The organism is Klebsiella sp. 141240 (genome assembly GCF_050600805.1).
GTDB lineage: Bacteria > Pseudomonadota > Gammaproteobacteria > Enterobacterales > Enterobacteriaceae > Klebsiella > Klebsiella aerogenes.
The window spans coordinates 84,643-103,016 of record NZ_JAQIRK010000005.1 but is presented as its reverse complement, the minus strand read 5'-3'; the positions used below and the strand labels follow the sequence as shown (position 1 = coordinate 103,016).

Sequence of the window (18,374 nt, the reverse complement as noted above, 5' to 3'; positions counted from 1 at the left end):
GGCCTTGAAAATGCCGTTTTTCCGACTATAACACCGGAAATCGTTAGGCTGACAAGGAAAAATTGAGCGCGGAGAAAAATTTATAATTCGACAAGGGTCATAACTAAAAACGATGACCCAGGTCGGAGAGGGGGAAGAGAAACTAACCTGCCTGTTGAGCGATAAAGGCATTCAGCAGAGGAATATCCGCTGGCGCCAGATCAAATGCTAATGCTTGCGCCGGGGTACACCAACGCAGTTCGCTATGGTAACGGGCGACGGGTTCACCGCGAAATTCGGCGACCCACCAGGCATGCAGGTGGATCAAACGCCCGGAGACTTCCCGCTGATGGCTGGCGATATAGCGGGTTGGCCTCGCAACAATTGCCAGTTCCTCTTCCAGTTCGCGGGCTAACGCCTGCGGCTGGCTTTCGCCATGTTCGACTTTGCCGCCGGCGAACTCCCACAGCCCCGGTTGATCGGCGTGCGGCGGGCGCTGCGCCAGGAGAATTTTGCCGTCACGTTCAATAATGGCGGCGACGACATCAATCGTTTTTTGCATAGTTATCCTGAATCATTCAAATACCGGGCTTGCGCATAATGGCGTATTATCTCCGTCTTTCCCCTGTACCGACAACCTTTTAGCCTGATGGAGCGTCACCGTGCTTGATAGCCGCCTGCATCCCCGATTGAAGCCCGTACTGAATGCTATCGCCCGCGTGCTCGACCGTCCGGGGATCTCCCCTGACGGCCTGACGCTTTTCGGTTTTGCTATCGGCGTGCTGGCGCTGCCGTTTCTGGCGCTCGGCTGGTACGGCGCCGCGCTGGCGGCCATTGTGCTGAACCGGTTACTGGATGGCCTGGATGGCGCGCTGGCGCGGCGGCGTGGTCTCAGCGACGCCGGCGGATTTTTGGATATTTCGCTCGATTTTTTGTTTTACGCGCTGGTGCCGTTCGGTTTTATTGTTGCCGACCCGGCGCAAAATGCGCTGGCGGGCGGCTGGCTGCTGTTTGCGTTTATCGGCACCGGCAGCAGCTTCCTGGCATTTGCGACACTTGCGGCAAAGCATCAGATTGCCAATCCGGGCTATGCGCATAAATCATTTTATTATCTAGGCGGGTTGACTGAAGGAACGGAGACAATCCTGCTATTTGTGCTGTGTTGCCTGTTTCCGGCGAACTTCCCCTGGCTGGCGTGGTGTTTTGGCGCGCTATGTTGGCTGACAACCTTCACCCGTATCTGGAGCGGCTACCTGACGCTGAGGGAGGCGCAAAGCCAGAACCTCCCTCAGTAGTAGGATTATTTGCTGCTGTCCGGGCCACGTTCGCCGGTGGCTACCGGGTTTTGCGGATTACCGCTCCATTCGTACCAGCCGCCGTCGTAAACGGAGACGTTTTTCCAGCCCATCGCACGGGCGTACATGAAGGTTTCTGAGGCGCGCCAGCCAGTGCCGCAGTAAAATGAGACCTGCTGGTTGGGCAGAATGTTCCACTGTTTCCACATCGCCGCGATATCATCGGCGCTGCGCATCGTGCCGTCCGGATTATGGAAGTCTTCCATATGCGTGGAATCGCTGCCGGCATGACCCCAGCGGGCGCCAGCAATATCACCCTTCGGCTTGATGTAGCTATAGCCGCTGGTGGTGCCGATAAATTCCGGCCACGAGCGGACGCTGACCAGCGAAGCATCCTGGCGGTGTAGTAACCCGCGCGCCTGTTCGGTATCGAGCATTAACTGCGGCTGACCGGGGATCGGCGCGCCGAAATCCGGCACCGCTTTTTCTTTGGCTGGCATGCCGCGCTCGACCGGCAGATTCGCGTCGGACCAGCTTTTCCAACCGCCGTCGAGCAGGCGTACATCTTTCACCCCGGCATACAGCATGATCTGCGCGACGCGCGCGGCGGCGTAGACGTCGCGGCCGTACAGAATCACCGTGGTGTCATGGCGAATACCGTGTTTAGCCAGCATCGCTTTTAGCTGTTCATCGGACACTTTGTTCCACAGCGGCTCGCTTTCCACTTCATTGGTATCAATATAACCGGCGCCGGGAATATGATTCAGCAGATAAAACTTCGGCGCGCCCCAGGCCACTTCAAACAGTTTCCAGTCGCCCTGCGGGGCGGCGGTAACGGTTTTACCTTGCTGTAAATCGTGGATCCACTGCGGATAGACCAGCTGCTCAAAGTGCGGCAGCTTCTGCAGGCGCTCGCCCTGACTGAAAGCGTCGCTAAGGGTGCTGAGTTTGGTGAATCCGGCTTCTTTCAGGCGCGCCGCAACCCTGGCGTTATCGTCAGCGCCGCCATATAACGCGATTGGCGTATCGGCCTGCAGCCGGTGCTGAGTAGCCCATGCACGCAGTTGTTCGTCGCTCATTGAGCCAAGCCAGCTAGCAGAGAGGTTTAGCGCCTGCGGTTCATGGCCCTCTGGGCCGTTGGCGCTTTGCGGCCAACCGTTATAGAAAGCGCTGAGGCGGGTGTCTATCGCTACGCCGTGCTGCTGCTGCAGCGTTGATAAGTTCAGCGTTGGCATGGTATCAGCGGCGAAAGTAGAGGAAGCAGCAAGCCCCATGAGCAGGGCGAGTGCGGTCAATTGAGAAACACGTTTCATCGAAATGCCCGACGGTAGAAAGAGGAGGGCTCATTCTCTGCTCCTGATAAGGGAATTTCTTTGCGATAACGCAGGTTAGGCGGAATTTGCCTGCCAGGCGGCAATATTAATACAGCGTCCGCCCGGCGGAAGATCCTGACTGTCGTGAGTCACCAGCACCGCCGGGATTGCCAGCCGGTCAATTTCCGCAAACACCCACTGGCGAAAATCGGCGCGAAGTTCTGCATCCAGGCGATTAAAAGGCTCATCCAGCAGCAGCGCTTGCGGCCTTGCCAGCAGGGCGCGCAACAGGCTGACGCGCGCGCGCTGTCCGCCGGAGAGCGTGGCCGGATCGCGCGAGGCGAACCCCGGCATGCCGGCGCGCGCCAGCGCCTGTTCAACTTCAACCTGGCGCGCCGCGCCGCGGAACTCCGCAGGCAGGGCGAGCTGTAAATTGTTGCCCACGCTGAAGTGGTCAAACAGTAGCGAATCCTGAAACAGGATGCCAATGCGCCGCGCTTCGGTGGCGAGCCTGTCGCAGCGGCGTTCGTTGAGCCATAATTCACCTTCGGCGCGAAAAGTGTCGGCAAGCGCGCCGATCATCCAGGCAAAAAGGGTTGATTTACCGCTGCCGGAAGGGCCCATCAGGGTCAACACTTCGCCGGGGGCGACAGAAAAATTTACTCCACATAACAGCGGTTGGCGGTGGAGGGTTAATGTCAGATTGTGAACGGTTAGCATTAGCGTAATCCCCGGCGGCGACGGCCTATAAACCAGGCTATCAGCGCAGTAACCATAAAACAGATCGCCGGTAGCAGCAATTGCCACAGCGCTTGTGCGGCAAGCCGCGTACTGTCGCCGCCGCTGCTCAGCGCCACCGCTTCGCTGGTCAACGTCGGCGTACGTCCGCCGCCGAGCCACACGGTCGGCAGATATTGCGCGATACTCACCGAAAACCCGACCGCCAGCGCGGTAAGCAGCGGTCGCGCCATTGACGGCAGTTTGACCCACCAAAACAGGCGGCCGCGCCGCCAGCCAAGCGTACGGGCAATCAATAACAGCCGTGGATCAAGATTGCGCCACGCCGGGGAGAGGATAAACAGCATCCATGGCACGACCCATAACAGATGCCCCCATAATACCGTCATCAATTCACCGTCGAGCCAGCCCGCGAGCGCTAATTGATATTGACCATCGGCAAGCGGCAGCGTCGGGATGATTAATGGCAGCCAGAGTCCGTTATATCTGGCGGGGCCGAACTCCAGCCACAGCAGGCACAGCGCGGCCCCCAGTATCGCCGCGCCTAACGCCAGCCAGAGGCTGTTGCCGATCGCCTCAGCCGTTGGCTGCGTCCATTGTGAAATGCCAGCCAACAACAACGCGCAAACCAGACCGCAGGCGGGTACCGCCTGCGCCAGAATATGTCCCGCCGCTGCGTTGGCAGGGGGGGCGCGCTTGCCGCGTAGTGCGGGAATGCTTTGCCGCCAGCGGCGCCAGCCTACCGATGCGATGGCCGCGAAGATTAACGTGAAGGCAAGCAGCAGCAGGCTGGCCAGCGCGCCTTTCGCCTGTTGCAGCGGATCGCCCTGATTAAGCCACTGCCACGCCAGTACCGCCAGCGTTGGTGGATTTCCAGGACCGATCACCAAAGCGACATCCACCGCCGACAGACTCCAGGCGACGGTGGCCAGCAGAACAAGGCTCATCGATGGCAGCAGCGCCGGTACAATAATCCACTGCAGACATTGCCTGCGGTTGTAGCCGAGGGTTTTCATGACTACGGTTTGGGCTGCCAGCTGTTTTTCGCCCAGTACGCCATACGCCACCCACAGTAAAAAAGCGCTCTCTTTGACCGCCATTGTCAGGCCCAGACCGATACCGTAGCGATCGGCCGGTGGGCTCAAGGCGGGAAACAGACGACACAGCCAGCCGCCTTCGGCAAATAGCAGCAGGGCGGCGGTGGCGAAAGCGACATGGGGTACGGCCAGCAGCAGCGGTAATCTTCTCGCCAGGCGCTGCCAGCCGGCGGCTGGCCATAACGCGCCAATCACCGTCAGGGTGATGAACAGCGCGCCGCCCACCGCCAGTAGCGTAGAAACTAGCGTCGCGGCCAGCGCCTGCGGCAACTGCGGATCGCTAAATAGCCCCCGCCAGGCCGCGGCGTCGACGGCGGGTATCGCCATCAAAGCGGCGGCGGGAAGCAGGGGGAGGTAGATAAGCGCTATCGCTCCCCACGTCAGCGCAATTAGTGGGTACCGTAGCGGCGCAACCATTCCTGCTCCAGCGCGTCAACCCAGGCGGCGTGCGGTTCTGCCAGCATCGGCGGCGTCGCTTTCGGTTGTACGGCGTACAATGCGGCGCGCTGGGCGTCGTTGAGTTTTTCGGGATCGAGTACGCTGGGATCGCCCCAGATTTGCGGATCGGCTTTGCGTAACTGAGCCTGTGGCGACAGCAGGAAGTTGGCAACCACCTGTGCGCCAGCCGTCGCGCGGGCGTTGGCGGGGATAGCGACAAAATGCACGTTGCCGAGCATCCCTTGTTTAAAACCAAAGCTATAACTGTCTTGTGGGAGTTCGCCGCTGGCGGCTTTTTGCTGCGCATGCAGCGGATTGAAGGTCAGTGATAGTTGTAGCGTGCCTTGCGTCAGCATCGCGTCCATCCGCGCTGGCGACAGCGGAAAATCGCGGCCCTGGCGCCAGAGCAGCGGGTGTAGCCTGTCGAGATAGGCCCAAAGCGGCGCGGTCACCGCGGCGAAACTTGTCTCCTGCGGCGGCTGGCGCAGGGCCTCCGGCCGATCGGTCAACGCAACCAGCAACTGCTCAAGGAAAGCGGTGCCGGTAAAATCCGGCGGCCGCGGATAGGTGACGCTGCCTGGATGTGCTGTGGCGAAAGTCAGTAGCGCCTGTGCGCTGTCCGGTGGTTGAGCCAGCTGCGATCGGCGGGCGATAAAAGTCAGCTGCGCGCCGCCCCACGGGGATTCCGCGCCGTCGGTGGCGAGGGAGAAATCTTCCCGAACCGGTTTTCGCGTATCGACGTAGCGCCAGTTAGGCAGCTTCTCGGCCCAGTCGCTGCGCAGTAAATTCGCCTGCTTCAACGTGCGGAAATTCTCGCCATTAACCCACAATAAATCGATTGAACCGCCGCGGGAACGCCCGGCACGCGCCTCGGTCTGAATACGCTTAACCGCATCGGCGGCATCGGCGATATGTACAATACGCAGATCGACGGCGTAATCCCGTTTCACCTCGGCGCTGACCCAGTCGAGGTAGCGGTTAACCGCCGGGTCGCCGCCCCAGGCGTTGAACCACACCGTCTGGCCGCGCGCCTGCTGGCTGATGCTCTGCCAGTTCTCGTCGGCGTTGGCGAGAGTCGGGGCCAGCAGCAGTGCGGCAAGCCAAATTAAACAATAACGCAGACTGCGCATATTGACTCCTTAGGGATGAGTGTCAGAAACATCGGGCTTTGGAATTTGGCACAGGCCCTGCGCCGGGATTGCCAGCGCGGAATTAAAGCGCGCGGATAAATTTTGCAAGCCGATCAGCGCGGTTAGCTCGGTTAACGCCTGGGCATCGAACTGCTGCGCCAGCCGGGCGCGCAACGCATCATCGACGGTGGGCGGCGTCATGCTCGCCGCTTCGGCATATTCCAGCGCTAACCGTTCGCTATCACTGAATAATCCGCTGTTGCGCCAGTCGTTAACCGCCAATAGCTTTTCGCTGCCGCCGGCGCGCTGCGCCAGTTTCATACTGGTGATATCAATGCAAAATTCACAGTGACACAACTGGGCGATACGGGCGCTCACCAACGAGCGTAGCAGCGGATCGAGTGGCGAGCGCCGGCGTTCCAGATATCCGACAAACATTGAGACCAGATAAAACGCCAGCGGGATGCGCCCCCACCAGCGGATAGGGCTGAGTACCGCGCCATAATGGCGACGGTGTAGCCACGCCTGCGGGCGCAGGATCAATGGAATCGACGTTAACGGCGGTAGATTCATGGCGATTTCCTGTTGTGATGCGCAACGTATTGCGCTTTGACTATCGCGACTACGATAGCTAAAGCGAACAAAATAGATAAACCGCTGAGCAGCCAGAACCGCCCCCCCGTCAGCAGGCTTCCGGCCCACGAGTAGACGATAGTCGCCGGTAATTGGCCGACGCCGGTGGCAACCATAAAATGGCGAAAGCGGATTGAGGTTAGGCCAGCGGCATAGCTCACCGGATCGAAAGGGACGAAGGGCAGCAGGCGGCAAACCAGGATGGTGTGCTTGCCGTAGCGCCTAAAAAAGCCATCTACGCTCTGTAATACCGTCTTGCCGGTCAGTTTTTCTACCACTTCACGGCCCAGTACGCGGGCAATAAAAAAACACAGCGCCGCGCCAGCCATCGCGCTGACCCATGACAACACGCCGCCCCACAGTGCGCCGAACAGCGAAGCATTGGCGAAGGTAATTAAAAATGCCGGCAGCGGCGCGACAATCGCCTGCAGGATCATCAGCCCGAAAGAGACCAGCGCCGCCAGCGGGCCATAAGCGTGAATAAAACGCTCCAGCGCCTGCTGATCGAGAGTGGCAAACGCGCTAAGGCTATGTTGCACAAAGGAGCGTACGCCCGGTATTAACCACCAGCCGATGAACGCCGCCAGCGCCAGCAGGACGATAGCGCCGCGTGAGAGCCACAGCCGTTTTCTGTTATCCATTTTTATCGCTTACCGCGGATGTTGCGACACTAATGCGTTTATAGCGGCCATACCGCCTGGCGGCCTGGGTTAATACAAAAAGCGCCAGGCCGGCGATGCTGAGTTTGCCAATAAAGGCCAGGGTGATGCCATCGCGGGCCAGTTCGCTGGCCATAAAAGTATAAATAAACAATCCCGGTAGGGTGGCGATGGTGGAGATAAACGTAAAGGACCAGAAGGGGATCGCCGTCAGCCCATAGGCATAGTTCTGCAGATTATAAGGAAACAGCGGCACCAGCCTGGTGAAAATCAGAAAATCGCAGCCGCTGCGGGCAATGCCGCGCTCGAACGCCTGAAAAACGGCATGGTGACCGCAATAGCGCTGCAGCGCTTCGCGCCCCAGCCAGCGGGCCAGCAGGAACGACAGCGATGAGGCGATAGTCGCGGCGATAAGCGAGAGAAGCGTGCCCAACCAGGGGCCGAATATCATACCGCCGACGATGACCAACGCGCTGCCGGGCATCAGGCACAAGGCGGCGATGATAAACAGCAGGATATAAAGCGCATAGCCTGCGCTACCGCTGTGCAGAATAAGTAATTGAAGATCGTGAAGGTGGCTGAGCAGTCGCGTCAGCCCGGCGTGATGAACAAGCCATGCCAGCAGGGCAAACAGGAGTACGGCAAACAGCAGTTTATAGCGTGTTGGATAACGGCTTCTTTTGCATAGGGGTCTCCTGTCTTCGTTTTGCCCGGCAGGAAACGCCGGGTGCGCGCGACAGTATAGTAAATTGCCGTGAGCGACAATGTATACCGTTCACTTTATTGATTTTGCTCAGGATAGCGGGGCTCCGCGCCGGAGCCCCAAGAAGAATTACGGCTTAAAGGTTGCCCATACCGGCGCATGATCGGAAGGCTTTTCCATCCCGCGGATGTCGTAATCGATGCCGGTTTCGACGCAGCGCTGAGCCAGCGGCGAGCTTGCCAGCAGCAGGTCGATACGCAGACCGCGGTTGTCATCAAAACCTTTAGAGCGGTAATCGAACCATGAGAAGCGCTCATTATTATCCGGGTTGGCGTGACGCCAGGTATCCACCAGGCCCCAGCCCAGCAGACGATCCATCCATTCACGCTCTTCCGGCAGGAAGGAACACTTACCGGTGCGCAGCCAGCGTTTGCGGTTCTCTTCACCAATGCCGATATCAAGATCGGTAGGGCTAATATTCATATCGCCCATGATAAGCACCGGATTTTCTTTGTTCAGCTCGGTATCGAGGTAGTTCTGCAGATTCTGATAAAACGCCGCTTTCGCCGGGAACTTGATCTCGTGGTCGCGGCTCTCTCCTTGCGGGAAATAGCCGTTAATTACCGTGACATTGCCAAACGGTGAGGGGATTTCCGCCATGATGATGCGGCGTTGCGCATCTTCGCCGTCGCCCGGGAAGCCGCGACGCACGGCTATCGGAGTCTCTTTGGTCAGCAGCGCGACGCCGTAATGGCCTTTTTGCCCATGGTAAAAGACGTTGTAGCCCAGCTTCGCCACCTCTTCGAGAGGAAACATATCGTCGTGTACTTTGGTTTCCTGGAGGCCGATAACATCGGGCTGATGTTTATCGACGATGGCGGCCAGTTGATGGGGGCGGGCACGCAGGCCGTTGATATTAAAAGAGATGAATTTCATAGTCGCTGCCACTGTGCAAGGTGAATAGTGCAAGGATGTTAGCAGAATTTCATCATGGTGGCTGCCGGCAGGTGGTTAATTCTGCCGATTACTGCGGTTGGCGAGCGAATCGCACAAATTATGCACCGCTTTGGCGCATGTCGCGCCAAAAAAGCGCAGATATCTACGATAAATTTCGTAGAGGATCACAATTACAGAATTATATCTTATCGCTGCATAACTTCTCGTCGTTTTCCTCTATCCATCGCCGTTTATTTGATGATTATTCACTAAATATGCATTTTTATTGAATAATTAGTGTCTGTAACTCATTGATATCACGTGATTGAGCTCAATTTATGCATTTTTGCCTCTGGCTGGCACGATGCGTGCAATCTACATTTACAGCGTAATAACTCATAAATTTTAACATTGTGCTTACTTTTAATTTACCGGAAGAGGTCGATATGTCTCAGTCAATTACGCGTAGCAATTTTGATCAATGGATGATGCCGGTATATGCGCCGGCGGCTTTTATTCCGGTACGCGGCGAAGGTTCACGGTTGTGGGATCAGCAGGGGAAAGAGTATATCGATTTTGCCGGCGGTATCGCGGTGAATGCGCTGGGACACGCTAACCCACAGTTAGTAAAAGCGCTGACCGAGCAGGCGGGAAAATTCTGGCATACCGGTAACGGCTACACCAACGAACCGGCGCTACGCCTTGCCAAACAGCTTATCGACTCCACCTTTGCCGACCGCGTTTTCTTCTGTAACTCCGGCGCCGAAGCCAACGAAGCGGCGCTGAAACTGGCGCGTAAATACGCCCACGATCATTACGGCAGCCACAAAAGCGGCATTGTCGCGTTCAAAAACGCCTTCCACGGGCGCACATTGTTCACCGTGTCCGCTGGCGGCCAGCCTTCCTATTCGCAGGATTTTGCGCCGTTGCCGCCGCAGATCCAACATGCTACCTATAACGACCTCGACTCGGCGCGCGCGATGATTAATGACGACACCTGCGCGGTGATCGTCGAGCCGATGCAGGGCGAGGGCGGCGTGGTGCCGGCGAAAGCGGAATTTTTGCGCGGCCTGCGCGAACTGTGCGACCAGCACAACGCGCTACTGATTTTTGATGAGGTACAAACCGGCGTCGGGCGTACCGGCGAATTGTATGCCTATATGCACTACGGGGTGACGCCGGACGTCCTGTCGACGGCGAAAGCGCTGGGCGGCGGCTTCCCGATCGGCGCGCTGTTGGCGACGGAGAAATGCGCCAGCGTGATGACCGTCGGCACCCATGGCACGACCTACGGCGGCAACCCACTCGCCACCGCTGTTGCCGGGGAGCTGCTGTCTATCGTCAATACCCCAGCGCTTTTGAACGGCGTTAAACAGCGTCACCAGTGGTTTAGCGAACGCCTGAGCGCGATTAACGCCAAATACGGCCTGTTCAAGGAAATTCGCGGATTGGGGCTGCTGATTGGTTGTGTACTGAACGACGAATATGCCGGGAAAGCTAAAGCCATTAGTACCCAGGCGGCGGAAGATGGGCTGATGGTACTGATTGCCGGGGCAAACGTCGTTCGCTTCGCTCCGGCCCTTAACGTGAGCGAGGAAGAGGTGAACACCGGTCTCGATCGCTTTGAGCTGGCTTGCCGTCACTTCCTTGCGGGAGTTTCATCATGATGGTGATCCGACCGGTTGAAAAAGCCGATTTGCCGGGGCTAATGGCCCTTGCGGGGGAAACCGGCGGCGGCCTGACGTCGCTGCCGGCGGACGAACCCACGCTGGCTGCCCGCATTGAACGCTCCCAGCGCACCTGGCGCGGCGAACTGCCGAAAAGCGAGCAGGGCTATGTCTTTGTGCTGGAAGATAGCGTCAGCGGCGCGGTCGTTGGGATCTGCGCGATTGAAGTCGCCGTTGGCCTCAACGATCCCTGGTACAACTATCGGGTCGGCACGCAGGTACATGCATCAAAAGAGCTCAACGTTTATCACGCGCTGCCAACGCTGTTCCTTAGCAACGATCACACCGGCTGTAGCGAACTCTGCACGCTGTTTCTCGATCCGGCATGGCGTAAAGAGGGCAATGGCTACCTGTTGTCGAAATCGCGACTGCTGTTTATGGCCGGTTTCCGCGACCACTTTAATGACAAAGTGGTTGCCGAGATGCGCGGCGTGATTGATGAGCATGGCTATTCTCCGTTCTGGGAAAGCCTCGGCAAGCGCTTCTTCGCGATTGAATTTTCCCGCGCCGATTATCTCTCCGGCACCGGTAAAAAAGCGTTTATTGCCGCATTAATGCCAAAACATCCGTTATATATCGACTTTCTTTCCGATGAAGCGCGGGCGGTCATCGGCCAGGTTCATCCGCAAACGGCGCCTGCGCGTGCGGTACTGGAAAAAGAAGGTTTCCGTTTTAACAACTACATCGACATTTTTGACGGCGGCCCGACGCTGGAGTGCGAAATCGACCGGGTGCGGGCGATACGCAAAAGCCGCCTGCTGACGGTGGAAGAAGGGCAGCCTGCGCCGGGAGAGTGGCCGCAGTGTCTGGTCACCAACGAGCAGTATCAGCAGTTCCGCGCCATTTTGGTCCATGCCGATCCGGATAGCGAAACGTTGCAGCTGAGCGCGCGTGAGCTGGATACGCTGAAATGCCACCCAGGCGACCGCGTACGGATGGTCCGCCTGATCCCGGAGGAGAAAACATCATGAGTTTATGGATTAACGGCGAATGGCAAAGCGGGCGCGGCCTGCAGCGCAGTAAATATAACCCGGTCAACCAGGCGCTGCTGTGGCAGGGGAATGACGCCGACGCCGGGCAGGTCGCACAGGTGGTTAGCGCCGCGCGTCAGGCTTTCCCCGCCTGGGCTTGCCTGCCATTTAGCGCGCGTCAGGCGATCGTCGAGAAGTTTGCGGCGCTGCTTGAAGAGAACAAAAGCCAGCTGACGGCGATTATTGCCGCCGAGACCGGTAAACCGCGCTGGGAGGCGGCCACGGAAATTACCGCCATGATAAATAAGGTGGCAATCTCAGTGCGCGCCTATCATAGCCGCACCGGCGAAAGCGAGACGGCGATGGCCGACGGCGCCGCCACGCTGCGCCACCGTCCCCACGGGGTACTGGCGGTGTTCGGGCCGTATAACTTCCCGGGCCATTTACCTAACGGACATATCGTGCCGGCGCTACTCGCCGGTAATACTGTCGTCTTTAAGCCCAGCGAGCTTACGCCGCAAAGCGGCGAAGCGGTGGTGAAGCTATGGGCGGAGGCGGGCTTACCCGCTGGGGTCTTGAATCTACTGCAGGGCGCTCGGGAGATCGGCGAGGCGCTGAGCGGGCAGGCGGATATCGATGGACTGTTGTTCACCGGCAGCTCCGCGACCGGCTTCCAACTGCATCGCCAACTGGCCGGGCAGCCGCAAAAAATCCTCGCTCTCGAAATGGGCGGCAACAACCCGCTGATTGTTGACGAACCGCAGGATATTGACGCTGCGGTCCACCTGACCATCCAGTCGGCATTTATCACCGCCGGGCAGCGTTGTACCTGCGCGCGCCGCCTGTTGGTAAAGCGCGGCGCGACGGGCGATGCGTTTTTGCAGCGTTTAGTGACGGTGTCACAACGTCTTATTCCCGGCGAGTGGGATGCGCAGCCGCAGCCGTTCCTGGGCGGACTGGTATCGCCGCAGGCCGCGCAAAAGGTGCATCAGGCCTGGCTTGGGCATGTGGCGAGCGGCGGACAGACGTTACTTGAGCCGCGTCTGTTGCGCGACGGTACCTCGCTGCTGACGCCGGGGATCATCGACATGAGCAACGTGCAGCAGGTGGCGGATGAAGAAGTTTTTGGCCCGCTGTTGTGCGTGTGGCGCTATGACGATTTCACGCAAGCGATCGCGATGGCTAACGCCACCCGGTTCGGTCTCTCCTGCGGATTGATTTCTGCCGAGCGCGACAAATTTGAGCGCCTGTTGCTGGAGGCCCGCGCCGGGATCGTCAACTGGAACAAGCCGCTCACCGGCGCCGCCAGTACCGCGCCGTTTGGCGGAACCGGCGCTTCGGGAAATCATCGTCCAGGCGCCTGGTACGCCGCCGATTATTGCGCCTGGCCGATGGCCAGCCTGGAATCTGCCGAACTGACGCTACCGGAGACGCTCAGTCCGGGTCTGGATTTTTCATCGCAGGCAAGCTGATTAAGGCACGCGAGGCCAGACTGTCGGCCTCGCGTGCTTTCCTCGATCCGTTTCAGTAATAGAGGAGGCGTCGTGGACGACTTTCTGGCATTAACTCTGGCGGGGCGCTGGCCGCATCAATTTCATGGCGAAACCGCCCATTTTCGTTGGCACTGGATCGATTGCGGCATCCTGCTGTTGACCCCGCATGCGCGCTGCGAACGTTCACTGGTGCTTTCGTGCGGTATTCACGGCAATGAAACCGCGCCGGTGGAGATGGTTAACGCTTTGCTTCAGCAGTTATTTAGTGGCGAACTGCCGCTGCGCTGGCGTGTGCTGGTGATATTCGGCAACCCGCCGGCGCTGCGGCAAAATAAACGCTATCTCGAAAGCGATATGAACCGCATGTTCGGCGAGCGATGGCGCAAATTCGCCCCCGGTGGTGAAACGGTGCGGGCGCGGCAGTTGGAAGGCGCTGTGACGCGTTTCTTTAGCGATAGCCATGGCGTGCGCTGGCATCTGGATATGCATACCGCTATTCGCGGCTCGCTGCATCCGCGCTTTGGCGTATTGCCGGCACGCGAGGAGCCGTGGAGTGAAGATTTTCTCAGCTGGCTTGGCGCGGCCGGGTTGGAGGCGCTGGTGTTTCATCAACAACCGGCGGGAACCTTTACCCACTTTAGTTGCGAACGTTTTGCCGCGCTGGCCTGTACGCTGGAGTTGGGCAAAGCGCTGCCTTTTGGCGACAACGATTTAACCCAGTTTTCAGCGACGCAGCGGGCGTTAAGCAGGGTGTTGGTGGGCGATTTAGCCGTGGAAGAAGAGACTGCGCCGCTGCGCTACCGGGTCGTACAGCAGATCACGCGCCACAGCGACCAGTTCCGGTTGCATATGTCAGGGGAAACGCTCAATTTTACGCCGTTCAGCGCCGGGACGCTGCTGGCGGAGGATGGCGAAACGCGCTATGTCGTCGAAAAGGCGCAAGAGTACGTGCTGTTTCCCAACCCCGGCGTGGCGCCAGGGCTACGGGCTGGGCTGATGCTGGAACGGTTGTAATTCCCTTTCTTAACTATTCACAGCCGTTGTTGTTCGCGGTTGTGAATATCGAGTGAAATATCGCTGTACGCCGATCTTATTTATTTGTGCCATTGATATGGTTTGCGGATTATTCCTGGTTAAATGCTTTGTTTTTAATCTCTACTGTTTTATAATCTTCACAGTTTCCTTATAAAACAGCTTGTTATTTATTTTTTGTTGCATATCCCTCCTCATTTTCCTTATTTTCTCCACAATTGGTGAGAAAATGTTTTTTACACTTTCATTGTTTTACGCTTGCACTGACTAATTGACGATAAAGCGCGTAAAGTTAATCTCGTCAACACGGCAATGCGCCGTCAGAATAACTGATAGTAAGGACATAACCATGAAGAAGATTACTGCTCTGTTTGTTGCCTCTACTCTGGCTCTGGGTGCTGCTAACCTGGCTCACGCGGCCGATACTACCGCTACCACCCAAACCGACAGCAAACCGATGATGCACCATAAAGGTATGCCGGGTCATCACGATATGATGTTCAAAGACCTGAACCTGACCGATGCGCAAAAACAGCAGGTTCGCGACATCATGAAAAGCCAGCGCCAGAACATGAAACGTCCGTCCCTTGACGAACGTCGCGCCATGCACGACCTGATCGCCAGCGATACTTTCGACAAAGCGAAAGCCAGCGCGCAGATTGATAAAATGGAAGCGCAGCATAAAGAGATGATGCTTTCCCGTATGGAAACCCAGAACAAGATTTACAACATCCTGACGCCAGAACAGAAAAAACAGTTCAATGCGAATTTTGAGAAGCATCTGACAGAACGTAAAGCGCCGGAAGGTAAAATGCCTGCACCTGCTGAGTAATCAGCGCCAAGAATGAAGACCGCCGGTCTTGCCCAATCATTGCCATTAAGGCTTTGGGCAGGGCCGGCGGTTTTTTACGTTTAATCCCGTTGCGTTCAGCCTGCTCGTCTGTTTCTGCGAGTGCTCGCCATTATCGGAATACATCTATAAAGATACGGTTTATCTCCACTGTTGATGCACGCTAATATCCCCTTTTGAAGAATATTTGTATTTCATATCAATGGATTATATATATTAATGTAAGGGTGGGGTTGCTGAATGGTATCTGCTGGGAGTCAACCGGTTTTAATTGAGTGGAATGTTTTGGCGTTAATCGCCCTCATCTCTTTTTATTTTTATCGCCGGCAAAAGGGAACCAGGCGACGGCTTGCTACAGAGCCCAAGGAGCTTCGGGCGGTGGTACCAGGCTTGCTATTAGTCGTGCATCCGGAGTGATGTCATGACGAAATTACTCCTTAAGTTATCGCAACTACTTACTGTCCTATTGTTTTTAATGAATTATATGGCTTTCGCCGCCGATGGTATTGGTGATGTAAAAATGCCGCGACAGTTCTCAACCACAGCAATACCTTCTTTTGAGCATATCCTTTCATATGACGTTCTGGCCAGCTTTAACCCCGATGGAAGCATGGAAGTCCAGGAGAATATAAGCGTTTTAGCTATGCGTGGAAGGGTCCGCCAGGGCATTTTCCGAACGTTGCCTAATGTTTGGCAGCGACGTGATGGTAGAATATTCCGTGCCAACTATACGGTAATGTCAGTATTACGAAACGGCGTTCCAGAGCTTTTTCAGCTTGATCAACAACCGCAAGCAGTGATTGTGCGTATTGGCAGTCCTGGACATATCCTCAGGTCCGGTATCTATCATTATCAAATACGCTATAAAGTGAGTAATCATTTCAGCCGTTCTCATGGCATCGATGAGCTTTACTGGAATGTCACCGGGAGCAGCTGGCCCTGGCCTATCAGTAGGGCCAGCTTTCGTCTGCAGCTTCCGAACGCAAGTGAAAATCTGAACGCGCAAGCAAAAGATCGCCGGTTACACTCAATAGAAGCGTTTACCGTAATGGCCGGGGCGAAGCGACCTGTTGCGACAGTATTACCAGACGGCAGTGTCCGCACTATACGTCCTATGGCAAAAGGTGAGGGGCTAACGGTTGTTTATAGCTGGCCGCAAGCGGTACTGGCTAACGCTCCCCCGCCGAAGGCCGTTGTGCCATTAGTACATTTGTTGATACCTACGCCCGAAACCCTGGTGATATGGCTGCCATTATTACTAATGATTGGCTATTACTATTGCTGGTGGCAAAAAAATGTCATTCAAACCGGCTTAAAGATGCCGTCTATTATCTCGCTTGATCATGTACCAAATGGTATGACTCCGGGCTATCTGCGTTTCCTTATCCGCCGTGACTATGATGATATTGCTTTCAGTAGCGATGTGCTTGGATTAGTAACTAAGAGGGCGGTCGCATTGGCAAGTGGAAAACGGGATGCTCTGAGGGAGGCCGGTGTAATACAACGGCTCTCGCTATTAACCACCGCAGGAAATAGTCGTTTAGATCGTGCTGACAAAGTGCTCGTTAGTCAGATTTTTAGTGGAAAGCGCAAAAGTCTTTCTCTTCGTACAGGGCATCAGCCCTCACTACACAAAGCTCGTCGCAATCAGGAAAAATATTATGATGCACAGCGTGAGAGGCTTTTTCGTAAGTGGGGGCTGCCGCTCAGGCATTGTATTTACCTGGCGCTTTTGATGCCTGCGTTTTGTGCTATTTGGGTGGATTACCGCATTGCGTTTATCACTATTCCCGTGCTTTTCTTCTGGCTGGTTGGTGGGGCTATTTGGTTTTTCCTGTTGAGATTTTTATGTCATCGCCGTGACATGTGGAAGTTTTGGGGACCGGTTCCCCTTGTCTTAGGATTAATTTTTGGGTCCTTAACGACGTGGGGAGGCTACGCTCTCATGTTTATGCAACCGATTAACCGGCTTCCGGCTGGATACATTGGCGGTATGGCGATGGCGTTTGCATTTCTCGTCTATGTCAGTTGGCGAACACCGCGCTATACCCAGCGCGCCTTGAATGAACTCGCCGTTGCTAAAGGTGTGAAACTGTATCTGGAGTCAGCACAAAAAGAAAACTTCCATTATCGATACCCGCCAGCGCAAATGATGTCGCATTTCGAAACGCTGTTGCCCGTGGCGGTAGCGCTCGGCGTGGGTAAAGAATGGATGGGAGCGTTTACGGACTACCTAAGAAACCACGGTATGACCTCTCAATTATTCGCTGGCATCGAGTGGAAAGACATAACTCAATTTTGCGACTGCTGCCAGGCGTGCTCAATGGCTGCAGCTAAACCTGATTCGGGAGCTGTTTCACAGGATTTGCCTGATAGCAGTTATAGCTCCAGCGATAGTGGTTCTTCAGAGAGTAGCTCTGGGGGAGATGACGGTGGAGGCGGTGGCTGGTAGTAAAGTTATGGTCTGATAATTTGCGCCAGAATCAGGCGCAAATTATCTCTTTAAAATAAATGCAGCTGATACTCACCGCTGAGCAAAGGCTTACAAAGGATCTTGTAGCCATCGTGATCGAAACCGGCTGGCAGTGTGGTGAGTTCAGCGGCCTGCGTCAGTGAATCCACCGCGCCCAGCCACAGCCAGTTATGAATGATGTGATACTGAACCATATCCGGACCGCGCTCTTCCAGCGCCACCGGGCCTGCCCACGGCCAGCATACCAGCTGAAGCTTACTCATCTGCGCCAGCAGCCGCTGATTATGCTCTTCGACGCGCTCTCTACCGCAGCAGGCGCCGGCGCAGCGCCCCAGCGCGGAACGAAAACAGGCGCGCCCGCGACTCAGCGGCTCCAGCCCCAGAATGCCATAACACAGACGGTGCTCATCGGCGATGCTCTGCAGCGCCTGGAAGGCCGCGCGGCGGTTAGCGAACAGGCCGTAGAGGTGCTGTTGATGGGAGAAATCGACTTCTCGCGCATACACAATTTGCGGTTTACCCGCCTCCAGCAGCCAGGAGCAGAGCTGCTTATTACGCCGCAGTCGTTTATTAAACAGCGGCTGCTGTTCTTTAATTAACCGCGCTTCAAGTAACAGCGCGCCTAATTCTCCGGCGGTGCGTTGCCAGCTGATGCGCCGCGCCTGCCGCAGCATGGAGGCTTCGTCAGCGGTACGCAAGTGCGACAGCACCCGGCTGCGGATATTCACGCTCTTACCGATATAAAGCGGCAATGTTTCGCTTTCACCATGAAACTGATATACCCCCGGCAGCTTTGGCAAGGCCTCCAGCCATGGGCGCAAATGTTCGGGATACTCATAGATTGCCGCCGCCTCAAATTCCAGACGCGGGGCTGATTGCTTTCTGGCCACAACAACTCCTGATACTG

The 18,374-nt window shown here is 56.5% G+C and carries 17 protein-coding genes; 7 read left to right on the top strand and 10 right to left on the bottom strand.

The window, feature by feature from the left end:
- Positions 1–142: 142 nt before the first annotated feature.
- The gene (locus tag PGQ95_RS11365; RefSeq protein WP_087859332.1) at positions 143–541 is read right to left on the bottom strand and encodes a pyrimidine (deoxy)nucleoside triphosphate diphosphatase; all 399 of its coding nucleotides are present in this window, start codon (positions 539–541) and stop codon (positions 143–145) included.
- Positions 542–641: 100 nt separating this feature from the next.
- Between PGQ95_RS11365 and PGQ95_RS11360 the strand changes: the two genes are divergently transcribed.
- On the top strand, positions 642–1,274 hold the full coding sequence (locus tag PGQ95_RS11360; protein WP_213794835.1) for a CDP-alcohol phosphatidyltransferase family protein: 633 nt from the start codon (positions 642–644) through the stop codon (positions 1,272–1,274).
- A 5-nt stretch (positions 1,275–1,279) separates the two neighbouring features.
- On the opposite strand, the gene PGQ95_RS11355 is transcribed toward PGQ95_RS11360, so the two are convergent.
- From PGQ95_RS11355 to xthA, 8 genes are all read right to left on the bottom strand, one after another.
- Positions 1,280–2,587, bottom strand: coding sequence for a rhodanese-like domain-containing protein (locus PGQ95_RS11355; protein ID WP_430918120.1), 1,308 nt, complete (start codon positions 2,585–2,587; stop codon positions 1,280–1,282).
- A gap of 75 nt (positions 2,588–2,662) precedes the next feature.
- Positions 2,663–3,307, bottom strand: a complete 645-nt coding sequence (locus tag PGQ95_RS11350) for an ATP-binding cassette domain-containing protein (protein ID WP_430918118.1) — start codon at positions 3,305–3,307, stop codon at positions 2,663–2,665.
- Positions 3,307–4,839, bottom strand: a complete 1,533-nt coding sequence (locus PGQ95_RS11345; protein WP_430918116.1) for a thiamine ABC transporter permease — start codon at positions 4,837–4,839, stop codon at positions 3,307–3,309. The genes PGQ95_RS11350 and PGQ95_RS11345 overlap by 1 nt, the downstream gene beginning before the upstream one ends.
- Positions 4,812–5,990 (bottom strand): ABC transporter substrate-binding protein, encoded by a 1,179-nt coding sequence (locus PGQ95_RS11340; protein WP_430918114.1) that lies wholly within the window; start codon positions 5,988–5,990, stop codon positions 4,812–4,814. Before PGQ95_RS11340 ends, PGQ95_RS11345 begins: the two co-directional genes overlap by 28 nt.
- A 9-nt stretch (positions 5,991–5,999) precedes the next feature.
- A complete protein-coding gene (locus PGQ95_RS11335) occupies positions 6,000–6,563 on the bottom strand; it encodes a carboxymuconolactone decarboxylase family protein (protein ID WP_087859338.1) in 564 nt (187 codons plus the stop codon).
- Complete coding sequence (locus PGQ95_RS11330) at positions 6,560–7,264, bottom strand: TVP38/TMEM64 family protein (protein WP_087859629.1); 705 nt, start codon at positions 7,262–7,264, stop codon at positions 6,560–6,562. Before PGQ95_RS11330 ends, PGQ95_RS11335 begins: the two co-directional genes overlap by 4 nt.
- Entirely contained in the window at positions 7,257–7,877 is a 621-nt protein-coding gene (locus tag PGQ95_RS11325; protein ID WP_430918309.1) for a TVP38/TMEM64 family protein, read from the bottom strand. The genes PGQ95_RS11330 and PGQ95_RS11325 overlap by 8 nt, the downstream gene beginning before the upstream one ends.
- Before the next feature lie 237 nt (positions 7,878–8,114).
- Positions 8,115–8,921 carry an exodeoxyribonuclease III gene (gene xthA / locus PGQ95_RS11320; RefSeq protein ID WP_430918111.1) on the bottom strand — a complete coding sequence of 269 codons (807 nt, stop codon included), beginning with the start codon at positions 8,919–8,921 and terminating at the stop codon, positions 8,115–8,117.
- Between the two features lie 446 nt (positions 8,922–9,367).
- Here xthA and astC point away from each other — a divergent pair, with 446 nt between their 5' ends.
- The 6 genes from astC (at position 9,368) to PGQ95_RS11290 (ending at position 17,446) form a co-directional block, all read left to right on the top strand.
- A complete protein-coding gene (gene astC / locus PGQ95_RS11315) occupies positions 9,368–10,588 on the top strand; it encodes a succinylornithine/acetylornithine transaminase (RefSeq protein WP_430918109.1) in 1,221 nt (406 codons plus the stop codon).
- Positions 10,585–11,619 carry an arginine N-succinyltransferase gene (gene astA / locus PGQ95_RS11310; RefSeq protein ID WP_087859343.1) on the top strand — a complete coding sequence of 345 codons (1,035 nt, stop codon included), beginning with the start codon at positions 10,585–10,587 and terminating at the stop codon, positions 11,617–11,619. The genes astC and astA overlap by 4 nt, the downstream gene beginning before the upstream one ends.
- Positions 11,616–13,091, top strand: coding sequence for a succinylglutamate-semialdehyde dehydrogenase (gene astD / locus PGQ95_RS11305; RefSeq protein ID WP_430918107.1), 1,476 nt, complete (start codon positions 11,616–11,618; stop codon positions 13,089–13,091). The genes astA and astD overlap by 4 nt, the downstream gene beginning before the upstream one ends.
- A 72-nt stretch (positions 13,092–13,163) precedes the next feature.
- Positions 13,164–14,126 (top strand): succinylglutamate desuccinylase, encoded by a 963-nt coding sequence (gene astE, locus PGQ95_RS11300; RefSeq protein ID WP_430918105.1) that lies wholly within the window; start codon positions 13,164–13,166, stop codon positions 14,124–14,126.
- A gap of 367 nt (positions 14,127–14,493) precedes the next feature.
- Positions 14,494–14,976, top strand: a complete 483-nt coding sequence (gene spy, locus PGQ95_RS11295; protein WP_015366179.1) for an ATP-independent periplasmic protein-refolding chaperone Spy — start codon at positions 14,494–14,496, stop codon at positions 14,974–14,976.
- Positions 14,977–15,415: 439 nt separating this feature from the next.
- Entirely contained in the window at positions 15,416–17,446 is a 2,031-nt protein-coding gene (locus PGQ95_RS11290) for a DUF2207 domain-containing protein (RefSeq protein ID WP_430918103.1), read from the top strand.
- 50 nt (positions 17,447–17,496) lie between these two features.
- On the opposite strand, the gene cho is transcribed toward PGQ95_RS11290, so the two are convergent.
- Positions 17,497–18,357: an excinuclease Cho gene (gene cho / locus PGQ95_RS11285; RefSeq protein ID WP_430918101.1), complete on the bottom strand. Its 861-nt coding sequence runs from the start codon at positions 18,355–18,357 to the stop codon at positions 17,497–17,499.
- Positions 18,358–18,374: the final 17 nt, after the last annotated feature.